Consider the following 20760-nt stretch of genomic DNA (forward strand, 5'->3'; position numbering starts at 1 on the left):
GCCGTCACAGCGCATAGGCAAATGCTGCGACGACAAACGGCACCGGCAGGCTGATCAGGATGCGGGTCAGCGTGGCCTTGCGCCCCATAAAGGACAATTCATAAGCGAAGATCTTGGTCATCGAAAAAAGTGACCAAGAGGTGACATAGCCAATTGTCGCCACAGGCGAAGCCCCGGCCTTGAGCGCTGCGGCACCGATTGCAAAACTGACAAAGGCACCGCCCGGCGTCAGCGGCCCCAGCGCAATAGCCAACACGATCGCAGCGATGCCAGCATCCTCGCCCAGCAGTGCGCGCACCTGGTCTGCGGGCAGCAATTCGGCAAAGAAACCTGCGCCCAGCAGGGCCACCAGCACGCGTGGCGCGGTGAACATAAAGGTATCGAGTGCCGCGCGATAAGATGCGCGCCGCCAGGTCTGATTGGGCAGCCGCCACCACAGCACAAGCGCCGCTCCGCCGATCAGGATGGTGCCGATCAGGATATTCATACCGGCCGCCTGCGCGTGATGGCCCGCGCCACAAGCCCCAGCAGGACCGGAACAGGCAGACAAAGCAGATAGCGGGTCCAGACCAGATGGCTTGGCAGAAATGAAAACTCCCAGATCAATGTCCGGTTCAGGCCCAACAGGCTCCAGCCCGAGACAAAAGCGACCATTGCCCCGAAATCGGCCCCCGCAACGGTCAGGCCCGCCGCAAGGGGAAAGGTCATCATGGGTCCGCCGGGAATGGCGGCGCCGCAGGCTGCCGCGACGGCAAGACCTCGCAGACCGCTTTCCTGGCCGATCAGACGACCCACCCTGTCACGCAGCAGCAGCATCGGTAATGTGGCGGCAATATAGATGCCTGCCGCGATCTTTGGCGCCAGAATGCCCAGCAAACCAAAGGTTTCCGCGATGATATCCAGGGCGCGCGCCACCCCTGCAATCCACAGGACCGCCGCAGCACCGGCCAGCGTGAACCCCAGCAGCACAAGCAAACTGCCGTCAATGACTTTGCGGGGGTGACGCTCTGCAGGCGGATCAGCCGCGATATTTTTCAATGAAAGCATCAATTTCAAGCGTCCGGATATCGGGGAGTGCAGCACGATAAGCGTCGCGGGACCAATCCCAGACGGCTATTTCCATCAGCGCCTCGGCTTGGGGCGGGGTGAACCCGCGCTTGATAAGCCGGGCCGGCACACCGCCCACAACCGTGTAGGGGGCGACATCGCGCGTCACAACGGCCCCCGCACCGATGACGGCACCTGTCCCGATCACAACACCTGCCGTCACCGTCACCCCGTGGCCGATCCAGACATCATGCCCGATGGTCACCCAATCAGCCTTGCGCCATGCAAAGAAGTCCTGGTCGTCGTCGCCCAGCCCGTAAGCCTCTGCCCGGTAAACCGAATGATGCTGCACAGCGCGCCAAGTGGGGTGATTTCCCGGGTTGATCCGCGTTGCATTTGCGATGGAACACATTTTGCCGATGGTCGTCCAGACGATGTGGCAATCCTGGGTGACATATGACCAATCGCCCATCGTGGTTGCGCGCAATACCGTCCCTTTGCCGACCTCGGTCCATGCGCCCAGCTCACAATCGACGACATGGGCGTCGGGGTGGATAGTGGGGGCGGGGTTCAGCCGCTTTTTCGGGGCTGCGGCGCTCATCGTGCTTGCTCTGACTTGCCGATCAGGCGTTGACGGATCATCGCGGACAGCCAGTCGATAAGATAGACCATGGCGATGATCAGGAAGATGATCGACCATGCCTCGTCCCACCGATAGGCCGAAATGCGGTCCGACAGCAAAAACCCGATGCCGCCTGCGCCGACGATGCCCAGAATGGTGCCGGATCGGACATTGGATTCAAAATTGTAGAGCAGGATTGACAAGATCACCGGGTTGACCTGCGACATGATTCCAAAACGCACCTGCTGCAGCCTTGATCCGCCAGAGGCCTTGACCCCTTCGACAGGCTTTTCTGATGTGTTTTCAATGGCCTCGGAAAATAACTTGGCGAAAGTACCGATTTCGCTGACCGCAATGGCAAGAATCCCCGCCAGCGGCCCCAGCCCGAAGGCGCGGATGAAGATCAGCGCCAGGATCAGCGTCTCGAAGGCGCGGATCACATCGTAACCACGGCGCACCCCAAGCCGCAAAAAGTTCAGGCGGTTGATATTCTTGGCCCCCAGAAAGGACAAGGGAAAGGCCACGACAGCCCCCAGCACGGTGCCTAGAAAAGCGATCGCCAGGGTTTCCCCCAGACCGGTCAGGATCGGCGCGAATTCGGCCCAGCTGGTCCAGATATGGGGTGGAAACATGAAGGCCAAGACAGACCCAAGACGCTCTAACCCGACCCAGATGCGCTGTGGCGTGATGTTGAAATCGTAGAGGCACCAAGAAAAGAGCCCAATGAACAAGCTCCATAACGCATAGCGCCGAAGCCGCACAGGCAGCGGCGCACGAAACGCCAGCGGCACGCGCGCGCGGGCGGCATCAATGTCTTTCGGTGTTGGGGTCATGGGTGTTTCTCCATTCCGATGACCCGGTGGCGCAGCTTTTCCGACCCATAATCAATCACCATGACAGTGACGAAAATGATGACGAACAGGGCCGAGAGGTCTGTATATTCCTGCAAGCTCATCGCTGTGCGAAATTCCTGCCCCAGACCGCCGGCACCGACATAGCCGATGATGGACGAGGCACGCACATTGATTTCAAAGCGTAAGAGCGTGTAGCTGATGATATTGGGCAGAATTTGCGGCACCGCCCCATAGCGGATCTGGTCGAACCATGTGCCACCCGCGGCCTTGACCCCGTCAAGCGGCCGCATGTCGATGTTTTCGTTCACCTCAGAGTAAAGCTTGCCCAAAGCGCCGGTCGCATGCAGCCCGATCGCAAGGACGCCCGCCATCGGGCCGACAGAAAAGCAAAAGACAAAGATCAGCGCCCAGACCAGTTCGGGCACGGTGCGCGCAATTTCGAGATAGCGGCGGCTGATCCAAAGCACCCATTTGTTCGGAGACAGGTTGCGCGCGGCGGGAAAGGACAGCAAGAACCCGCCAACAACGCCCAGAACGGTCGCCATGAAAGCGATCAGAATGGTTTCGATCAGCAAGACCAGCCAGATACGCCACCGCCAGAACCATTCGGCCAGATCGCTGCCCAGGGTCTCCCACCGCAGGGTCGGGATCATGTTGACGAGATAATCACCCAGGCGCGGGATACCCGCAGGGATGATCCAGCGCCAGTCGCGTGACCCGTCGGGCAAAGTGACCTGCGTGACCTTAAAGAAATCCCCCAGCCAGGCCGTGATCATGAACAGCACCACAAAGATGGCGCTGCCCAAGAACCAGTTCAGCCGCGCGCTGCGCCTTTTCGCGGCGAATTCCGTCTCAAAACGCGAGATCGCATCGCCTTGCACATCGGACGGGTCGGTCACTGCGGTCATGGTCTGATCCCCGTGGTTATTGGATGGGGCGCGCTTGTGCACGCGCCCCTTGATCGACAGCTGCGGTCTAGCCGCGGCGCTGCGCGCGCAGCCAAGCGCGCATGTCGATGATCCACTGATAGCGGTCATGATCGACGCGCACATAGCCCACTGTCGGGTTGTCGTCCTCGGGATCGTAGGAGGTGTAGAAATTCCATCCCTCGGGATCGGCGCTGGGGAATGCTTCCACCGCGGCGGTAATCTCTTCGATCATCTCTGCGGGCAAGTTGGCGCGCGCGGTCAATGGGCCCGAGGTGATCTCGGGGGATTGCCAGATGACGCAGACTTGACCGGGCTCGATCATCCCCTTGAGCTCCATCCGCTGATAAACGCCGGACAATGCGGAATCTTGCCATGTCGCTGCGGCATCAAAGGTGCCGTTGACGACACCCTGGACACCGGCCTCGTGGCTGCCGGAAAATGGAACCGCCGCGAAATAGGTCGTAGGATCAAGGTCTTCGCGTTCAACAAGGTTGAAATAGGGGACAGCATAGCCACTGGTGGAATCGGGGTCAGCAAAGGCCAGAACCTTGCCTTGCAGATCGGCCAAAGAGGTCAGACCGCTGTCACAGCGCGTCGTGATGATCGAGTAATAGCCGGTCGAGCCGTCCTTGTTCTGCGTGGTCAGCAGCGGGATGATGTTGCCATCTGTCGCCGTATAGGCCGCCGCATAAGAGGATGAGCCGTGAAACGCGAATTCGATCTGGTCGGCGGCCATGGCCTGGATCACGCCATCATAACTTCCGGCAAGGAAAATCTCGATCTTCACGCCAAGCGTGCGTTCAAGGTGGTTTTTCAACGGTGCTGTGCGGGTCAGGCGGTCTTGTTCATTTTCGCCAGACAGGAACCCGATATTCACAGTCTGGTAATCCTCCTTCCAGCCCTCGGCAAATGCCGGAGCCGCGATCAGCGTTGCAAGAGCAGTCACAGTGATGAAACGCATGGTGATATCCCTTTTGGTTGCGTTGTCAGTTGCTTCAAACCGTTTCATTCACGCGCCCCGTGGCGCGCGCGGTGGTCGAGGTGACGGCTTCGTTGAACTCGGCAAAGCCATCGAGCCCGTAGATGTCGCGCACCACGTCGTCGGTGAGCTGTCTGGCTGTGCCATCGAACATCACGCGTCCGGCGCGCATCGCGATGATGCGGTCGCAATAGGCGCGGGCGGTATCGAGCGTATGCAGGTTGACCATGACGGTAATGCCGTCGTCGGTATTGATCCGTTTGAGACCATCCATCACGCGCGTGGCATTGGCCGGGTCAAGCGATGCGATGGGTTCGTCCGCAAGCATGATCTTTGGCCGCTGGACAAGGGCCTTGGCGATTGCGACGCGCTGCTGTTGGCCCCCTGACAATGTGCCGGCCCGCTGCAGCGCCTGTGGCACAAGGTCGAGCCGGTCCAGCGCCTCGATCGCCATGGTGCGTTCGGCGTCGCTGAATTGCATCGCCATCGAACTCAGAAACCCATGTTCGGCCAGCCGCCCGATCAGCACATTGGTCAGCACATCTAGCCGGTCAACAAGATTGAACTGTTGAAAGATCATCGCACAGGACCGCCGCCAATCCCGCAGCGCCTTGCCCCGCAGTGCGGTGATCTCTGTCCCATCAAATGACACCGACCCCGAGCTGGGGTCGATCAGCCGATTGATCAGGCGCAGCATCGTGGATTTTCCGGCGCCAGAGCGCCCGATCACACCGACAAACTGGCCGGGGTTGATCGTCAGACTTACGTTATCGACCGCCTTTGTTTCGCCAAAGCTGCGCGACAAGGAGGTCAGGGTCAAAGAGGCTGTCATGGCAATTCATCCGAATGATTCTGATGCCACCATCGGCCTTGCCGGTAACAGCTAGCTAACTGCTGTATGAAGGTTCCGTGAATGCAGCAGCGTCGCTGTGCGGGTCGAATGAAAGCAGGCCTTTGCTAAAGATCAGCTGCCCGCCGCGCAGGCTGGCAACGACATGGTGGCCTGCCACAATGGCCAGATCGGCGCGTTTGCCCAGCCCGATCCGTCCGCGGTCTGACAGCCCCAGCGCCTTTGCCGGGTTGGCGGTGGCCAATCGTGCGGCACCGGCCAAACCCTCTGGGTTGCTCTCGGCCAGAATCCGGATCGCGGGCAAGATCGTGGCCGGATGATAATCCGCCGCCAGAATATGCAGCAATCCGGCGGCATGGGCCTCGCGTGCGGATAGATTGCCGGAATAGCTTTGGCCGCGCATCGCATTGGGCGCGCCCATGGCGATCATCATGCCGCGCGCAGCACAGGCGGCTGCGGCGTCTTTCGTGACCGGAAACTCCGACAGGATCGCGCCAAGGTCTGCCATCAGGTTGGCCTTGTCGGGCGAATCGTCATCATGGCTGGCCAATGGCACGCCATGGTCGCGGCACAATTGCGCGACAGTCCGCATATTCGTCAAAAGGTCTTCTTGCGGGCGGCTTCGTTCCGCAATCGCCGTGCTGATCATCTGGCGGGCTTCGGTTTCGGACACACCGTGAAAGGCGGCCTTGTTCCGGATATGAACTTCGAGGTTGCGGTATTGCCCCTGGCCTGGCGTGTGGTCCATCAAGGATACCAGATCGACGCTTCCGTCCCCAAGCAGACCAGCCAGCACATTGACGGCATTGTCGAAGGTGATGTCAAATCGTGCATGGATCCGGTGATCGACACGGGCTTGCCCGCGCGCCTTTGACAGGTCACGGATCACTTGGCTGGTATGTTCGAATGACCGGCGCTCGCCCGCGCGAACACCGCGCGAGAATGACACCGCCGCATAAGCCGTTGTCACACCCGAGGCGGCCAGCCGCATATCGAGATGGTGCAGCGCGACATCCATCGGAAAATCCACAAGTGCGCGCGGCTCAAGCTCGACCTCGATCATGTCGCCATGCATGTCGATGAAGCCGGGAAAGATTTCCATTCCCTGCCCCTCGACGCCGCCTTTGACCGGGCCTTCGACGATGTCGGTGATGATGCCATCCTCGATCCGCAAAGAGCCATGCGGCATCACCCTGTCAGGCAGGACAAGCGCGAAATCAGATAACCACATCTTGCCGGTCCTCGTGGCGTGCCGCATCAGGGGTCAGGTCGATCACGCGATCTATCAGATGCGCGACATCATCAGGGTGGTGAAAAACGCCAATCATCGCCGTGCCTTGCGCCTTGAGGTCGGCCAGACGCTGCACCAGCGCCGCGCGGGCATTGGCATCCAGCGACGCGGTCGGTTCATCAAGCAAAAGCAACTTTTGCGGGCGGATCAAGGCACGGGCAAGATTGACCTTTTGCTGTTCACCGCCCGAAAAGGTGGTCGGATAGGCCGGCCAGAGATTTGCCTTGACCCCAAAGGTTTTCAGCCAGTGCCGGGCCTCGGTCAGGCTTTCGTCGGCATCGACACCGGCCAGCCGCAACGGCTCTGCGACCAATGCTTCGGCGCTGACCCGAGGCCGTGCGACCAGAAATTGCGTGACAAAGCCGATTTCGGTCTGGCGCAGATAGGTGATATCGACATCCGCGGCGCGGGCCAGATCGATCTGGCCATGATCGGACCGGAACAGGATCTGTCCGGCCTGCGGCAGATAGCTGCGATAAAGCGTGCGCAGCAGCGTGGATTTGCCCGCGCCATTGGCCCCTTTCAGTAGAACGAATTCCCCCGCCGCCACAGCAAAGGAAACATCATCGAAGGCCGCGAAACCCTGACCCAGATGATGCATGGTAAAGCCTTTTTGGAGGCCGCGAATGTCCAGAACGGGGGTCATAATTTTGCATGCACCAATTGTTGCGTATACGCATGTTGCGGATCCTGAAAGACTTGGTCGGCCAGCCCGGCTTCGACCACTTCGCCGCGCCGCATGACCATCACACGATCCGCCAAGGTCCGGATCACGCCCAGATCGTGACTGACGATCACCATGGTGATCTTGCGGTCCTGTTGCAGCCGTTTCAGCGTATCCAGCACAAGCGCCTGCACACTGACATCCAGCCCCGTTGTCGGTTCGTCCAGCAACAAGAGTGCGGGTTCAAGGGCGATGGCCTTGGCAAGCTGGACCCGCTGCTGCATCCCACCCGACAATTCGATCGGCGGCGCATCAAGCCGTTCAAGCGGAAATTCCGATGCCGCCAAGGCGCTTGTCGCCTTTGCCCGCAGCACGGCAAAGCGTCGCTCGCCCGCCACCAACAGGCGTTCGGCCACATTGCCAGAGCTGGAATGCGTCATCAAAAGCCCAAGATGGGGGTTCTGATAGACAATGCCGATCCGCGTCGCACAGAGCATGCGGCGCGAAAACCGGTCAAGGTCAAAGAGGTTTCCATCCACATCCGGCAGGTCCAGCGTATAGCTGCCGCTTTGTGGCGTTTCTTCCAGGTTCATCATGCGCAGAAGGGTGGATTTGCCAGAGCCGCTTTCCCCCACGATGCCCAGCACTTCACCGGGATAGACGGCGACATGCACATCGCGCAGCGCGACAACCGGCCCGTAGGATTTGTTCACACCGTGCATCTGCACCAAAGGGGCGGCGGTGACGATCCGCGGCGGATCGCGTTCCAAGATCATTTTGACAATTCTCCGTCCTTGTACCAGGTCTCGCCCTGATGTGTCTGTTCGCCCATGCGGTGCTGGATCGCTTTCACGCCGAACTGGCTGTCGGATATCTCAAAGGTGGATGACCCGTCGGCCTGTGGGATTTCATTCATGAAATAGCCCTTCGCCCCCGAGCGCGCGCAAACCAGCTTGCCGTGGTCTTCGACCCGATAGGGCACATCGTCGAAAACCAGCGGTTCGACCCGACAATATGGCGGTACCGCAAAGATGCGCTTTTCGCGGCCAGCAGACAGGATCGTCAGATGCTGCGCCATATGCAGCTTGGGCACATCCCAACGCGGGATCGGCGAGGGTGTCATGACATGGCGTCCATTGACCATCGACGGATAGCTTGCGCCCTGCATGACGCGCCCTGATCGCACGATCTGTTCATAAAGCTGCAACCACATCCGCCCGTAATCGGCATCGGCATGCATCTGTCGCGCAATCGACATATTGGGCTGCACGCCGCGCAAAGGTTCGGGGTTGGGCACCTGCAGCACGAGGATCTGATCCTCGCGCAGGATTTCTTCGGGGATGCGGTGCCGCGACTGGATCAGATCAGCCTGCAACGTGTCCAAGGTCACCGGCGCGCCCGATACCCGTGCCAGAAACCCCCGGATCGAGGCTGCGTTGACGCTGTCATCGGCCCCTTGGTCGATTACTTTCACGCAGGTCCGCGGGTTGATCAAGGTCAACGAAACCTGCAAGCCACCGGTGCCCCACCCCCGCGCCATCGGCACTTCGCGGCTGGCATAGGGCATCTGGCAGCCGGGCACGCAGACCGCCTTTATCATCTTGCGGCGCAATTCACGTTTGGCAGAGGCGTCCAGAAAGCCGTAACTCATCGGCGCCCAAGGCTTTGTCAGGCTGGCAAGGGTCATTCTGCTGGCTCCTGTGCGGCTGCGCGTTTTGCCTTGGCATCCCGCATCGCGTCCAATGATGATTGGAAGGTGACGTAATGGGGCAGTTTGAAGTGGATGCAAAAGCCCGATGCTTCGACGCCTTCGGTGTGATAAAGAAAGAATTCTTCTTCTGTCGCAGAGCCTTTGGGCGCATCTTTGCTGTTCAGGTCGAGTGTCGCGGCCGCGATACATTTTACCTCGTTCCACCCAAGTGTCGCCGCAAAACCCAGACGCAGCTTTTCACCTTGCTTGGATACCACTTCGGCTTGGGACACTTTGACCCGGCCGGCCGAGAATTTTGTGCCATTGGGATGGGTGACGACGACCTCCGCTTCGGCCAAGCGCAATTCGTTGACCGTCGGATGGGCCTGTCCGTAACCGCGCATAGCGGCATAGCCCAGCGCCAGCACACCGCCGGTTTCGGCCCGTGCAAGGCTTTGCAATGTATGGGCGCGCTTGGCAGGAAACAGAAGTGGTTCGCGGGTCAGATCGGCAATCTGCTCTCCTGCGATGGTATCGGGTTTGGGGATATCAACCAGATCGTTTGCCGCCTGCCATGCGCTGACCGACGGCTGCTGCGCAGGGGCCGGATCGGCCGCCGGTTCCACCTGCGGGGGATCAAATGGGGTGCCGGTCAGAACATCCGTCGCCAGCACCCGGTGCGTGTAATCCAGCGTCGGCCCAAGCAGCTGGCCCCCCGGAATATCCTTGAATGCCGCTGAAATCCGGCGATGGGTAAACAGGCTGTCTTGTTCCACCGGCGCCGCGACGCTCAGGCGGGGTTGGGTCGTGCGCCATGCGCGCAAGACCAGCACCGCCTCGTAAAGTTCGCCGCCCGTTTGCGCCAGGGCAAGCGATGCCAGGTCCTCGTCGTAAAGCGATGCTTCGCCCATGACCCGGTCAACCAGATAGGGCAGTGCCTGTTTGATCTCTGCGACGCGGTCCGCGCTGATCTGTCCCAATGCCGCGCGAAACAGACGTTCGGATTGTTCGATTGCCCGCTCGCCGCCGCGGGTTGCCACATATGCCATCAGGCGACCTCTACCTTGGTTGATCGCGGCAAACCGACCAGACATTCGCCGTCGAGGAAAAAGATGTCGAACCCCATCGGATACCGGATCAGCCTGGCCCGTTCCTGCCAGAAGCCCGCAGGCAAACCGTCAAGCTGGATCACCACGGCGCCGTCCACACCGGGGCCGGTCAGGCGTATCCTTGGGCCTTGCGCGAACTTTGCGCGGATCACCAAGGTCGCCCCCTGATCGGGATAGAGGTCGGATCCGGTCCGGCATTGCCCCAAAAGGGTGATATCCTGAAGCCTGCCCAGAAACGCATGATCCGCCTGACACAGATCGACCAATCCGGCCCCGGTCTGCGCCAGAACGGGGATCAGCAAAGGATCGCCAGCATAGGCGGCACATTCACGGTCCAGCAAGGCCGCGATCAAGGCAGCTTCGCCCGGTGCTGGCAGCTGTCGCGGCAGCCCCGGCCGACTGCAAGCCCAAAGGGCGGCCTCGAACGCGGCATTGGCTTGTGTTTCTTCTGCGTCGGGCGCGGGGGTGGTCAGCATCAGAATGTCTCCATATCGACGCGGGTTGCTTGGATGCGGCGCAGCCTGTCGTGGTCATCTTCTGTCTGGCGCGTGGCCTCTTGCTGACAAAAGGCCCTGCATCGTGTGACCTCGATGCCGCTGGCGATGGCCAGATCGACCAGTGCCATGGCCATCGCCGCCTCTAGATCACGGCCGCGGCGCATCCCGTAGCCGTCAATGCCGTCACGCGACACATGCGCCTGGCTGACCAGAACCTCGCCAAGGTGGAACGTGGCCCCGCCAGCGGTATCGCGCATCGGCAACATGACCAGGCCGGTACGGCTTTGCTGCACGTTGATCGGCCCAAGCGGCGCAATCAGGGTTTCGGCAAATTGCTTGATCCGCGCGGCATCTGCACGCGCCAGCGTGGACAAGGTGTGACTGTCGGTTTTCGGGGTCATGCTTGATTACCTGCAACACTGAACCGGACCCGCGACGCGGCCCAGACGACATCGGAAAAAGAAATCGGCGTGCCATCTGGCAGGGCATCGACGGCACGGATGATCGTGACGGATAAATCAGGATGCTGTTGCAGCAGCCGGGCCTCTTGCTGATCGGCTTGGCGGGAATGAAAGCTGGTCTCGGCGCGGATGTAATCCGCGATCCCGTAAGAACGGTAGGTTTCCGTTATCGACCCAAAGACCGCACGCCTGTCAAGAAAGGCCGGAAACCGGTCGACCGCGTGAAAGATTGTGCCGAACGCAATGGGCAGACCATCCGCGAGCGTCAACCGATGCGCGAAATACACCTTTGCATCCGTCGCAAGGCCAAGCGCCTCGCGCACCCGTTCAGGTGCAGTGATGATCCCCGACCTCAGCAACTCGCGCGAGATATCGATCGTCTGGGACGCCAGGTTTTGGCGCAGGCGTGTGCGTTTGCCCAATTCGTAATGCAGCATTTTCGGCGCGCTCACAAAAGTGCCGCGGCCCTGTTCGACGCGGAGCATGCCCTGTTTGGCCAGTGCCGCGATCGCGCGGCGCAGACTATGCCGCCCCGTCCCATATTGCTTGACAAGCTCGGGTTCTGTCCCGATCTGGTCGCCAGGTTGCAGGTGCCCAGCCGCAATATCTTGTGCGATGGCGTCTCGGACATATGTCCAGTCAATCGTTGTCACATCAGCCTCAAATTCATTCGAATGACTTTGCGATATCGCAGGCGTGTAACGCAGGTGTGACGGCGTGATGGCGATTTGACAGAGATCTGGCCCTATAGAGGCGCTGTGAATGTCACGGGATCAAAAAGCAGCGTGATCATTGGACCAGAAACTCTCTGGTAAACCCGTGGCGGCGACGACTGATGGCGCGACCGACCCGCGGCATTGGCGCGCGCCTGCCGGTCTTGGGGCGCGGCGCGGATCCGGGCGGATTTTTTTGGCTGGCTTCGCGGGGTGCCCCAACGATATCATGCGAGCGACATTCACGCATCGATGGGGGGCGACGCCGATGGCCAAAAGACAAACAGACGCTGTGACGCAAACGATCCTGCATCGGATCGAAAACGGATCCCTGATGCCCGGCGATTTGATCGAGGAAAAGGATCTGATCGAGACGTGTAACGTGTCACGCACACCCGTGCGCGAGGCGATGATCCAGCTAGAGACAGACGGGCTGATCGTGCGGCACCCCCGCAAGGGTGTGACCCTGTTTCAGCCGAACACGGACCAATTCCTCGCCATTCTTGAGGTCCACGCCACGCTCGAAGCGCAGGCGGCAGAGCTTGCGGCGGAACGGCTGTCACCGGACACCGAAGCGGTGATCGAAAGTTGCACCCGCGCATGCGAGGCCTTTGCCGAAACCGCCGACCCCGATCAGCACACGACGTATTACGACCTCAACAGGGTCTATCACGCCGCCATCGCAGAGGCGTCTTGTAACCCCTACCTTCTTGAAATGATCAAGCTGAATGCGCGAAAGTTGATGGCGCATTACCGTCTGCGCTACCGCACGCCCGGGACGATTGAGCAATCCGCGCAGGAGCATCGTGCGATCACAGATTCGATCCGTGCCCGCGACAGTGCCGCGGCGCGGACGCAGATGCTTGCGCATTTCAATTACGAACGTGAGACGGTCATGCATATGATCGCGTCGGTCAGGTAGGCGCGGTCTCTGCGACTGCGGCCTCAAAGAAGGCGGCGATGGATTGCGCGAAAACCTCTGTATCGGCGCGCTGTTTCAAAGAGGCGCGCGCGCGGCTGATGACGTCGGTGTCCATCTTGGTGGCATATTCCTCGACCAGGGCCGCGACAAACTCCGGTGTCATTTCGGGGTGGTTTTGGGTGGTATAGACCCGATCGCCAATCGCAAAGCCCGCCACATCGCAATGGGGTGAGGTGAAGAGGCGGCGCGCGCCCGTGGGTAGTTGCGTGACGTGTTCCACATGGGCGCCATACTGCAGCAGCCGCGCGTCACCGTCGTACCACGGGGCCTTTTCGACCACCGCCATTTCGATCAGCCCGAACCCCCAGCCGTTCGGATTTTTTTCGACCGTGCCGCCAAGGGCCAGTGCAATCGCCTGATGACCAAAGCAGGCCCCGAAAAGCGGCAGCCCGGCTGCGTAGGCGATGCGAATCTCCTCGAGAAGACGCGCGACCCAAGGCTGGCTGTCCAACACAGAGGCGGGGCTTCCAGTGATCATGACACCATCGAAGGCAAGGAGATCATCCGGGAAGATATTGTCTTTTACGCGGAAGGACGTAACCGCCCAATCGGGGCGAACACTTTGAATCAACACCTTAAATTTCTCACCATCCTTCGGGTGTTTCTGCGCGAAATCGCTTTCGTCGGTATTTGTCATCAGAACGGCAAGGTGCATTGTTTTTCCTTGGTGGGTCAAATTTTTGTATATTTATATATTGCTCAGGTATACATTACAACAAACAAGGAGACCTCCATGACGATTTGGACCCCCACCGACGACGGACATGCCGATCTGACCAGCCACGACACTTTTACCGCCGGCGCACCGCACAACACGTTCAAAAGGCTGCGTCACGAAGACCCCATTCACTGGACAGAATGGGATCAGGGTAAAGGTTTCTGGTCGATTACGCGGCACGCCGACATCATGGAAATGAACCGCAACACGGCGGTCTTTTCGTCGGAACACGGCATCCGCATGGAGGATCAATCCCCCGAAGAGGTCATCGCGCGCCGCACCTTTCAGGAGATCGATCCGCCAGAGCATATGAAAACCCGCATCAAGCTGGCGAAAGCCTTTTCCAAGGGCGTGATCGAGGGGTTCAACAGCGACATTCGTGACCTCTGCGTCACCATTCTGGACGATGTGCTGCATGAGCGGGAATTCGACGCCACCAAGCGGATCGCGCGCGTTCTGCCCATGCTGATGCTGGGCCGGATCATCGGCACACCAGAGGATGATCTGCCTTGGCTGGTCGAAAAGGGTGACGAGCTGATCGCCAACACCGACCCCGATTTCACGGACCACGTCCTCGACAAGATCACAACGGACGAATTCCGCATGATGCCATTCAACTCCCCCGCAGGTGCAGAGTTATTCGCCTATGCCAAGGAGATGTTGGAGCGTAAAAAGCGCGAGGGCGACACCTCTGGCGTGCTGCACATGATCCTGCAACCCGGCCCCGACGGCGATGTGATCTCGGAAACCGAGTTCCGCAATTTCTTTTGCCTGCTGGTCGCTGCGGGCAACGACACGACGCGCTATTCCATCGCGGGCGGTATTCAGGCGATGTGTCACCAGCCTGAACTGCTGGCCCAGATGCAAGCAGGCGGTGACATCTGGGAAACAGCACCGGATGAGATCATCCGGTGGGCCACTCCTGCGCTTTACTTCCGGCGCACGGCGCTGTCGGATTATGAGATCCACGGCAAGACGATCAAGGCGGGGGACAAGGTTCTGTACTGGTTCTCGTCTGCCAACCGCGATGAGGCGGTGTTTGACGACCCGTTCCGCGTGGACCTGTTCCGCACGCCCAACAAGCACCTGTCCTTTGGGCAGGGCGGCCCGCACCTGTGCCTTGGCATGTGGCTGGCGCGGCTTGAAGTGCGCGTGCTGTTTCAGGAATTGTCCAAGCGCATCACCCATATCGAGGCCGCAGGCCCCCACCAATTCCTGCGGTCCAATTTCGTGGGCGGCATCAAATCCCTGCCGGTCCGCGTCACGCTGGCCTGAGAAAAGAAAATAAAACCACAAAGAACAAACCAACACGGAGAGACCCCATGGCCGAACGACTAAGAGCGATGTTCTGCGATCACCTGAGCATCATGCGCGGCAAATACCTGCCCGCCTCAAAAATCCGCGACGACGAGACACGGTTTTGCCGATCGACCTTCGGGGTCCATTACGACAAGGACTTGCTGCCCGCGCCGGGGTCCATGATGCTCGAAGGTTTGCCGGATATGGCGCTGCACTGGATCCATGACGAAATCCGCGAAGGCTGGGAACGGGACACGAAAATTGTGTTGGGCGATCTCTATGACCACAACGGCCAGCCGCTGGCGCTATGCCCACGCGGTGCGCTGAAACGGGCGGTTGCGGCCTGGGGTGCGCGGGGGCTGTCGCCCAAAGTCGGGATCGAGTTGGAGGCTTTCGCCTTCATCCATAACGAAGACGGCGCGCTGGTCCCTTATAACAGCCGGGGTGCGGTGGTTTATGGCACGGGGCCGTTTACCGACCCGCTGGGGTTCAACGACCAGATCTGGGACATGGCGGACAAGCTGGGCTTCCGGCTGGACATGATCACCGCCGAATACGACACGCCGCAGTTCGAATACACGCTGACCTTCGATGACGCCGTGAAGGCTGTCGATGACATCGTGCTGTTCCGCCAGATGGCGCGGGAAATCGCATTGCAGGCCGGTGTGATCCTGACCTTCATGCCTAAACCGATCCCCCAGGCGGGCGGGTCGGGCATGCATATCAATTTCTCTTTCGTGGATGAAACGGGTCGCAATGCCGTGGCTGGGCAGGGCGGCGGCGGGCCGGAGCACCTTAACGATTTGGCGAAGGGCTGCATCTCTGGCCTGTTGACCCACCACAAGGCGCTGGCCGGGCTGATCGCGCCGACGGGCACATCCTACAGGCGTTTGGCGCCTGCATCCTTGTCGGGCTATTGGCGCAACTGGGGCGGGGACCACCGCAACGTGACCACGCGGATCAGCGCCGAAGGGGGGGCCAAGGCGCGGCTGGAACACCGGATGGCCGATGCCTCTGCCAATCCCTATACTGCCGTGGCCGCCGTGTTGCAGGCCGCCTTGCTGGGGCAGGACCAGACGGCAGAGCTGCCCCCGATTGAGACCGGCGACGGGTTCGAGACGACGGATGCCACCGAAGGCACCGCGACTGATCTGGGCGCTGCGATTGCCGATCTTGCGGCTGACACGGCGCTTTGCGGGGCGGTCGGCGATCTACTGACGCAGAACCACATCTTCATGAAATCGCAGGAGGTCGAGAAGACCGCCGATCTGGACGATGCGGCGCTGCGCGATTTCTACATTTACTACGTTTGAGGAGGCCGCCATGAAAGTCACCTGGACCTTGCAAGACGGCGGGACCCGCACCGCCGACGTCGCCCCCGGCACCAACATGATGGAGGCCGCCGTGGCCAATGGCATCAATGGCGTGGTCGGAGAATGCGGCGGCTGCCTGTCTTGTGCCACCTGCCATGTCTATGTCGCCGACGATTGGGCGGATAAGACCGGCGGGCCGGAGGATTTCGAGGACGCGATGCTGGACGCCACAGAGGCCGAGAGGAAGGCCACCAGCCGGTTGTCCTGCCAGATCGTGGCCGATGACAGCCTTGACGGTCTGCACCTGATCGTTCCCACACCCTGACCGGACTGGGGCGAGAGATGCAGCGCATTGTCATCATCGGGGCCGGGCAGGCGGGATGTTCCGCCGCCTTCGGTTTGCGCAAACACGGGTTTGAGGGAGAGGTGATCCTGCTGGGGGCGGAGGCCGATCCCCCCTACCAGCGCCCGCCTTTATCCAAGGCCTATCTGCTGGGCGACATGGCGCGCGAGAGGCTGTACCTCAAACCACCCGACGCCTATGCCGCCGCGGGGATTGATCTTCGCACGGGCTGCGCCGTGACCGGGATTGATCCGGCGAATATGCGGGTTGAGACAGCGCAGGGGACGCTCGCGGCCGATGCGATCATCCTCGCCACCGGGTCGGACCCGATCCGCCTGCCTCAGGCAGTGACGGGCGGTTTGGCGGGCATTCACTCTGTTCGCGGGCTGGCCGATATTGATGCCATTCGCGATCGGGTCGCCACCAGCACCCACGCCGTGATCATCGGCGGCGGCTACATCGGGCTTGAGGCTGCCGCCGTGGCGACCAAGGTCGGGTTGCGGACGACGGTCGTCGAAATGGCGCCGCGTATCCTGCAACGGGTGGCGAGCGAGCAAACCTCTGACGCGATCCGCGCCCTGCACCAGCACCACGGGGTGACGATCCGCGAGGGGGTTGGGCTGGCCCGGTTTGAAGGCGACGGTGCGGTGACCAGGGCGGTGCTGAGCGACGGGACAGCGCTGCCCTGCGATCTGGCCATCGTCGGTGTCGGCATCCGCCCCAATACCGCCCTGGCAGAGGCCGCAGGTCTGCGGATCGACAACGGCATCTGGACGGACGCGCGGGGACAGACATCGGCCCCGGGCATCTGGGCGGTGGGCGATTGCGCGTCCTTCCCCCACGGCGGTGCATGGCTGCGTCTTGAAAGCGTGCCCCATGCGATTGATCACGCGGATACCGTGGCGGCCAATGTGATGGGGCAGGGCAAAGACTATGCCGCGCGGCCCTGGTTCTGGTCGGACCAGTTTGACGTCAAACTGCAGATCGCGGGGCTGAACAATGGCTATGACGCGGTGGTGACGCGGCGGGGCAACACAAACTGGTCGCTGTCGCATTGGTATTTTGGCGCCGGGCGGCTGCTGGCGGTCGATGCCTTGAACGCGCCGCGCGACTATATGACCGGCAAGCGCTGGATCGAGGCGGGGCAGACACCGGACCGAGCGGGTCTTGCGGACCCTGCGACGGACCTCAAAACCTTGGTTTAACGAAAAAGGGCGCGGCTGGATTGCCGCGCCCTGATCCGTGTTAGGGCAGGCTGATCCGTAGCCCATCCTTGCCGATCCAAAGCGTGCCGGACCAATCGTCCTTCACCGCCGCTGTCCAATCGCTTTCGTTATAAGACGGATCATCCGACGGGATCAGATGCGACAAGGCGAGCGCTTTGACGCCGGCGGCCGTCGCCGTGCGGGCCGCATCATGGGCAAAGGAATGGGACCGCAGCCAATGGGCGTAAAGCTTGTCACTGCCGTTGCCGATGCGCGACATCAAGGCGGGCAGCGCGCTTTCGAGCATCGCCTCGTGGATCAGCAGGTCCGCGCCCTTGGCAAAGTCGGCGAGCCTATCCAGCGGGGCCGTATCGCCCGAGAATACGACATGATGCTCCGCCGTCCGAAACGACAGCGAAAAGCAATCAACCAGCGGCGGGTGGATCGTGCGGATCGCGGACACGGTCAGGCCGCCCGTTTGCATCACGGTGCCCGCGTCGATGGTGTGGAAGGTGACAAGATCGGCAAGCGGTGGCCGCCCCTCGTCCTCTGTGCGCAGGTCGATGTCGCATTTCATCGAGGCAAGGAAACCTGTCCAGTAGGCGTCCAACCCCGGCGGGCCGTAGACCGCGACAGGAGTCTTGAGGCCCGCGGTCCAAGCGGTGTGGATCAGCGGGCCGAGTTCAAGGAAGTGATCCGAATGCAGATGCGTGATGAAGATCAAAGACAGATCCTTCAGCGACATCCCCTGATCGACCAGCCCCCGCGTCACGCCGAGGCCGCAATCGACCACAATCTGCCGCCCCTTGGTGACGTAGAGGTTTGATGTCGGCATGGACGATCCCGGCCGGATCGCAGGCCCGCCCTTGGTACCCAGAAGGGCGACAAAGCTGTCTGACGTAGCGGTGCTCATAGCGCGGCGAAGCCTTTGTCCAGTGCGTTGAGGATCGTGGTGGCGTCGGCCTCTGTCAGCACCAGCGGTGGCGACAGGATCAGGTTCGGGCCAGAGACGCGGACCATCGCGCCGGATTGATAGGCGACCTCTTGCACATTTGTGGCGCTGGCCGCGTCGATGGGTGCTTTGGTGGCGCGGTCACTGACCATTTCGATGGCGGTCATCAGCCCGTGGCCCCCGCGCACGTCTCCGATGACGTCGTATTTTTCCTGCAAAGCCAGGCAGCCTTGATACAGCTGATCGCCCCGCGCGGCGGCGTTGTCGACCACGTTAAGGCGCTGCGTTTCCGCCAGACAGGCCAGCGCGGCGGCGGCCCCGACCGGGTGGCCGGAATAGGTATAGCCGTGGCCGATCTTGGCGGATGGGTTGTTTTCGAACACCTCCTGCATGCGTTGGCCGATCATCAGCGCGCCGAAAGGGAAATAGCCGTTGGTGATGGCCTTGGCGGTGCACATCATATCGGGCTGGATGCCCCAGAGCCGCGCGCCAGACCAAGCACCGGTGCGGCCATAGGCGGTAATGACCTCATCGGTGATCAGCAGGATGCCGTTGCGCGCGCAAACCTCGGCCACCATGGGCGCGAAGCTTTTGTGCGGTGGGATGACGCCGCCCGCACCAAGGATCGGTTCCATGATCATGGCGGCGATGGTGCTGGCACCCTGAAACGCAATCTCGTCCTCCAAAGCGGCAACGCATAAATGCGCCAGCTTTTCGGGATCACTTTCGTTGAACGGGTTGCGGTAGGTGTAGGGCGCGGGGATGTGATGGCAGCCGGGCATCAGCGGCTCATATGCCGTGCGGAAATTGGCATTGCCGTTCACACTGGCACCGCCGAAATGCGTGCCGTGGTAACCCTTTTTCAGGCTGAGGAACTTGATCCGCCCCGGCTCGCCGCGCAGCTTGTGATACTGCCGCGCCAGACGCAGTGCGGTTTCGACGGAATCCGATCCGCCGGAGGTAAAGAAGGCGCGGGTCACGCCGTCGGGGGCGAAAAACGCGCCCAGCTCATACGCAAGCTCGATCGCGACATCGTTGGAAGACCCGCGGAAGGTGGAATAATAGGGCAGGCGGTCCAGCTGGCTGGCGATGGCCTCTTTCACGGGGGCGCAGGAATAGCCGAGGTTGACGTTCCACAGCCCGCCGACCGCATCGACGACTTCGTGACCGTCGATGTCGGAAATGCGCACGCCGTTGGATCCGGTGATGATCTTCGGCGGGTTCTTGATGCTGTCGTCAGGCGACGTCATCGGGTGCCAAAAGCCGCGCCCGTTGTTTTCCTTTAGGAAGTTTGAATCCTTCATGTGGTCTGCTCCGTCCCTGTTTGGCCGCCAAGGGTGGCGTCCCATCTGTCTATGAGGTGTGGGGGGATGCGTCCGCCCCAGTTTCGGGTGATCTCCTTGGACGCCGCGACAAGGCCCTCCATGATTGTGCGTTCGAGTGCGTCGTCGAACCGGGTCGCCACGCTGGCGACCGACACAGAGCCGGCAAAGTGGCCGTCTTGATCAAACAGCGGGGCCGACATGCTGTAGATGTCAGCCTCGAAGGTGCCCATCGACCGGCTGAACCCGGACTGGCGCGCATGGGCCACGGCGCTGGCCAGCGCCTCCTCGGTCATCGGGGTTGAGGCGGTAAACTGTTTCAGCTCTGCCTGCGCGAGGCCGACGAGATCGGCACTGCCGAACGCGAGCGCGCAGAGGCCCGATGCGGTGGCGTGCAGCGGAAAGATGGTGATGTCGATGATCGCCCGCGTGCTGTGTTTTTCCGATTCGCAGGAGTCGAGCGCATAGAGCGTGGAGCCCGACATGACGCTGACGTGGGTCGTTTCCCCCGTGACATTGGCGAGGGTTTGAATGGCGGCGCGGGCGGCGGCCTTGCGCGGGACCGTCTGTTCGCGCAGCTGTGCCAATTGCAACAGGGCTGGGCCAAGGCGGTAATTCTTCGTCTCTGGGTTTTGTTCAATGAGACCAGCGGACTGTAGCGCCTGAAGGTGGCGGTAAGTCGTCGCCTTATCCCGCCCGGCAAGGCGGCGCATTTCGGATAATCCGATTTCGGGGCGGGTGGCGGAAAAGAAGGTCATAAGCTCAATCGCATTTGAAACAGACGACATTTGTACTCCTCTCTGGCGACCTGATTTGGCCCGATCTTAAAAAAGATTTGACAGGTGAAGCCGCGCAAGGCAAGCTTTTTTATGAACCGATGGTTCAATATATGAACCGATTGTTCTACAAGATAAAGAAAC

Annotated in this window: 24 protein-coding genes; 5 read left to right on the forward strand and 19 right to left on the reverse strand. The window is 61.0% G+C overall.

Features of this window, described 5'->3' with window-relative positions; all coding sequences use genetic code 11:
- Positions 1-4: 4 nt before the first annotated feature.
- From LOKVESSMR4R_RS01970 to phnF, 15 genes are all read right to left on the reverse strand, one after another.
- A complete protein-coding gene (locus LOKVESSMR4R_RS01970) occupies positions 5-487 on the reverse strand; it encodes a hypothetical protein (protein WP_087206069.1) in 483 nt (160 codons plus the stop codon).
- The gene (locus LOKVESSMR4R_RS01975; RefSeq protein ID WP_087206070.1) at positions 484-1038 is read right to left on the reverse strand and encodes a hypothetical protein; all 555 of its coding nucleotides are present in this window, start codon (positions 1036-1038) and stop codon (positions 484-486) included. The genes LOKVESSMR4R_RS01970 and LOKVESSMR4R_RS01975 overlap by 4 nt, the downstream gene beginning before the upstream one ends.
- Positions 1019-1648, reverse strand: a complete 630-nt coding sequence (locus LOKVESSMR4R_RS01980; RefSeq protein ID WP_087206071.1) for a DapH/DapD/GlmU-related protein — start codon at positions 1646-1648, stop codon at positions 1019-1021. The genes LOKVESSMR4R_RS01975 and LOKVESSMR4R_RS01980 overlap by 20 nt, the downstream gene beginning before the upstream one ends.
- Positions 1645-2502: a phosphonate ABC transporter, permease protein PhnE gene (gene phnE / locus LOKVESSMR4R_RS01985; protein WP_087206072.1), complete on the reverse strand. Its 858-nt coding sequence runs from the start codon at positions 2500-2502 to the stop codon at positions 1645-1647. The genes LOKVESSMR4R_RS01980 and phnE (LOKVESSMR4R_RS01985) overlap by 4 nt, the downstream gene beginning before the upstream one ends.
- On the reverse strand, positions 2499-3431 hold the full coding sequence (gene phnE / locus LOKVESSMR4R_RS01990) for a phosphonate ABC transporter, permease protein PhnE (protein WP_087212409.1): 933 nt from the start codon (positions 3429-3431) through the stop codon (positions 2499-2501). Before phnE (LOKVESSMR4R_RS01990) ends, phnE (LOKVESSMR4R_RS01985) begins: the two co-directional genes overlap by 4 nt.
- Positions 3432-3498: 67 nt before the next feature.
- The gene (gene phnD / locus LOKVESSMR4R_RS01995) at positions 3499-4413 is read right to left on the reverse strand and encodes a phosphate/phosphite/phosphonate ABC transporter substrate-binding protein (protein ID WP_087206073.1); all 915 of its coding nucleotides are present in this window, start codon (positions 4411-4413) and stop codon (positions 3499-3501) included.
- A 34-nt stretch (positions 4414-4447) separates the two neighbouring features.
- Positions 4448-5263: a phosphonate ABC transporter ATP-binding protein gene (gene phnC, locus LOKVESSMR4R_RS02000; protein ID WP_087206074.1), complete on the reverse strand. Its 816-nt coding sequence runs from the start codon at positions 5261-5263 to the stop codon at positions 4448-4450.
- A 55-nt stretch (positions 5264-5318) separates the two neighbouring features.
- A complete protein-coding gene (locus LOKVESSMR4R_RS02005) occupies positions 5319-6512 on the reverse strand; it encodes an alpha-D-ribose 1-methylphosphonate 5-triphosphate diphosphatase (RefSeq protein WP_087206075.1) in 1194 nt (397 codons plus the stop codon).
- Positions 6499-7173, reverse strand: coding sequence for a phosphonate C-P lyase system protein PhnL (locus tag LOKVESSMR4R_RS02010; protein WP_237331881.1), 675 nt, complete (start codon positions 7171-7173; stop codon positions 6499-6501). The genes LOKVESSMR4R_RS02005 and LOKVESSMR4R_RS02010 overlap by 14 nt, the downstream gene beginning before the upstream one ends.
- A 41-nt stretch (positions 7174-7214) precedes the next feature.
- Positions 7215-8012: an ATP-binding cassette domain-containing protein gene (locus LOKVESSMR4R_RS02015; protein ID WP_087206077.1), complete on the reverse strand. Its 798-nt coding sequence runs from the start codon at positions 8010-8012 to the stop codon at positions 7215-7217.
- A complete protein-coding gene (locus LOKVESSMR4R_RS02020) occupies positions 8009-8923 on the reverse strand; it encodes an alpha-D-ribose 1-methylphosphonate 5-phosphate C-P-lyase PhnJ (RefSeq protein WP_087206078.1) in 915 nt (304 codons plus the stop codon). The genes LOKVESSMR4R_RS02015 and LOKVESSMR4R_RS02020 overlap by 4 nt, the downstream gene beginning before the upstream one ends.
- Positions 8920-9975 carry a carbon-phosphorus lyase complex subunit PhnI gene (locus LOKVESSMR4R_RS02025; protein ID WP_087206079.1) on the reverse strand — a complete coding sequence of 352 codons (1056 nt, stop codon included), beginning with the start codon at positions 9973-9975 and terminating at the stop codon, positions 8920-8922. The genes LOKVESSMR4R_RS02020 and LOKVESSMR4R_RS02025 overlap by 4 nt, the downstream gene beginning before the upstream one ends.
- Positions 9975-10511: a phosphonate C-P lyase system protein PhnH gene (gene phnH, locus LOKVESSMR4R_RS02030; protein WP_087206080.1), complete on the reverse strand. Its 537-nt coding sequence runs from the start codon at positions 10509-10511 to the stop codon at positions 9975-9977. Before phnH ends, LOKVESSMR4R_RS02025 begins: the two co-directional genes overlap by 1 nt.
- Positions 10511-10933, reverse strand: coding sequence for a phosphonate C-P lyase system protein PhnG (locus LOKVESSMR4R_RS02035; protein ID WP_087206081.1), 423 nt, complete (start codon positions 10931-10933; stop codon positions 10511-10513). Before LOKVESSMR4R_RS02035 ends, phnH begins: the two co-directional genes overlap by 1 nt.
- Positions 10930-11646 carry a phosphonate metabolism transcriptional regulator PhnF gene (gene phnF / locus LOKVESSMR4R_RS02040; protein WP_087206082.1) on the reverse strand — a complete coding sequence of 239 codons (717 nt, stop codon included), beginning with the start codon at positions 11644-11646 and terminating at the stop codon, positions 10930-10932. The genes LOKVESSMR4R_RS02035 and phnF overlap by 4 nt, the downstream gene beginning before the upstream one ends.
- A gap of 328 nt (positions 11647-11974) precedes the next feature.
- Here phnF and LOKVESSMR4R_RS02045 point away from each other — a divergent pair, with 328 nt between their 5' ends.
- Complete coding sequence (locus tag LOKVESSMR4R_RS02045) at positions 11975-12628, forward strand: GntR family transcriptional regulator (protein ID WP_087212411.1); 654 nt, start codon at positions 11975-11977, stop codon at positions 12626-12628.
- Here the strand turns inward: LOKVESSMR4R_RS02045 and LOKVESSMR4R_RS02050 are convergent.
- Positions 12621-13343 carry a type 1 glutamine amidotransferase gene (locus tag LOKVESSMR4R_RS02050; protein WP_087206083.1) on the reverse strand — a complete coding sequence of 241 codons (723 nt, stop codon included), beginning with the start codon at positions 13341-13343 and terminating at the stop codon, positions 12621-12623. The genes LOKVESSMR4R_RS02045 and LOKVESSMR4R_RS02050 overlap by 8 nt on opposite strands.
- 78 nt (positions 13344-13421) lie before the next feature.
- Here LOKVESSMR4R_RS02050 and LOKVESSMR4R_RS02055 point away from each other — a divergent pair, with 78 nt between their 5' ends.
- The 4 genes from LOKVESSMR4R_RS02055 to LOKVESSMR4R_RS02070 are packed head-to-tail and all read left to right on the forward strand — an operon-like array spanning position 13422 to position 17566.
- Positions 13422-14681, forward strand: coding sequence for a cytochrome P450 (locus LOKVESSMR4R_RS02055; RefSeq protein ID WP_087206084.1), 1260 nt, complete (start codon positions 13422-13424; stop codon positions 14679-14681).
- 47 nt (positions 14682-14728) lie between these two features.
- Positions 14729-16018 carry a glutamine synthetase family protein gene (locus LOKVESSMR4R_RS02060; RefSeq protein WP_087206085.1) on the forward strand — a complete coding sequence of 430 codons (1290 nt, stop codon included), beginning with the start codon at positions 14729-14731 and terminating at the stop codon, positions 16016-16018.
- A gap of 10 nt (positions 16019-16028) precedes the next feature.
- Positions 16029-16343 (forward strand): 2Fe-2S iron-sulfur cluster-binding protein, encoded by a 315-nt coding sequence (locus LOKVESSMR4R_RS02065; protein WP_087206086.1) that lies wholly within the window; start codon positions 16029-16031, stop codon positions 16341-16343.
- 17 nt (positions 16344-16360) lie between these two features.
- Positions 16361-17566, forward strand: a complete 1206-nt coding sequence (locus LOKVESSMR4R_RS02070) for an NAD(P)/FAD-dependent oxidoreductase (protein WP_087206087.1) — start codon at positions 16361-16363, stop codon at positions 17564-17566.
- Positions 17567-17606: 40 nt separating this feature from the next.
- Here LOKVESSMR4R_RS02070 and LOKVESSMR4R_RS02075 read toward each other — a convergent pair whose 3' ends face one another.
- The 3 genes from LOKVESSMR4R_RS02075 to LOKVESSMR4R_RS02085 are packed head-to-tail and all read right to left on the reverse strand — an operon-like array spanning position 17607 to position 20628.
- Complete coding sequence (locus LOKVESSMR4R_RS02075) at positions 17607-18479, reverse strand: MBL fold metallo-hydrolase (protein WP_087206088.1); 873 nt, start codon at positions 18477-18479, stop codon at positions 17607-17609.
- Entirely contained in the window at positions 18476-19822 is a 1347-nt protein-coding gene (locus tag LOKVESSMR4R_RS02080) for an aminotransferase class III-fold pyridoxal phosphate-dependent enzyme (RefSeq protein ID WP_087206089.1), read from the reverse strand. The genes LOKVESSMR4R_RS02075 and LOKVESSMR4R_RS02080 overlap by 4 nt, the downstream gene beginning before the upstream one ends.
- Entirely contained in the window at positions 19819-20628 is an 810-nt protein-coding gene (locus tag LOKVESSMR4R_RS02085) for an IclR family transcriptional regulator (protein ID WP_087206090.1), read from the reverse strand. The genes LOKVESSMR4R_RS02080 and LOKVESSMR4R_RS02085 overlap by 4 nt, the downstream gene beginning before the upstream one ends.
- Positions 20629-20760 lie beyond the last annotated feature (132 nt).

The organism is Yoonia vestfoldensis (genome assembly GCF_002158905.1).
Classification (GTDB): Bacteria; Pseudomonadota; Alphaproteobacteria; order Rhodobacterales; family Rhodobacteraceae; genus Yoonia; species Yoonia vestfoldensis_B.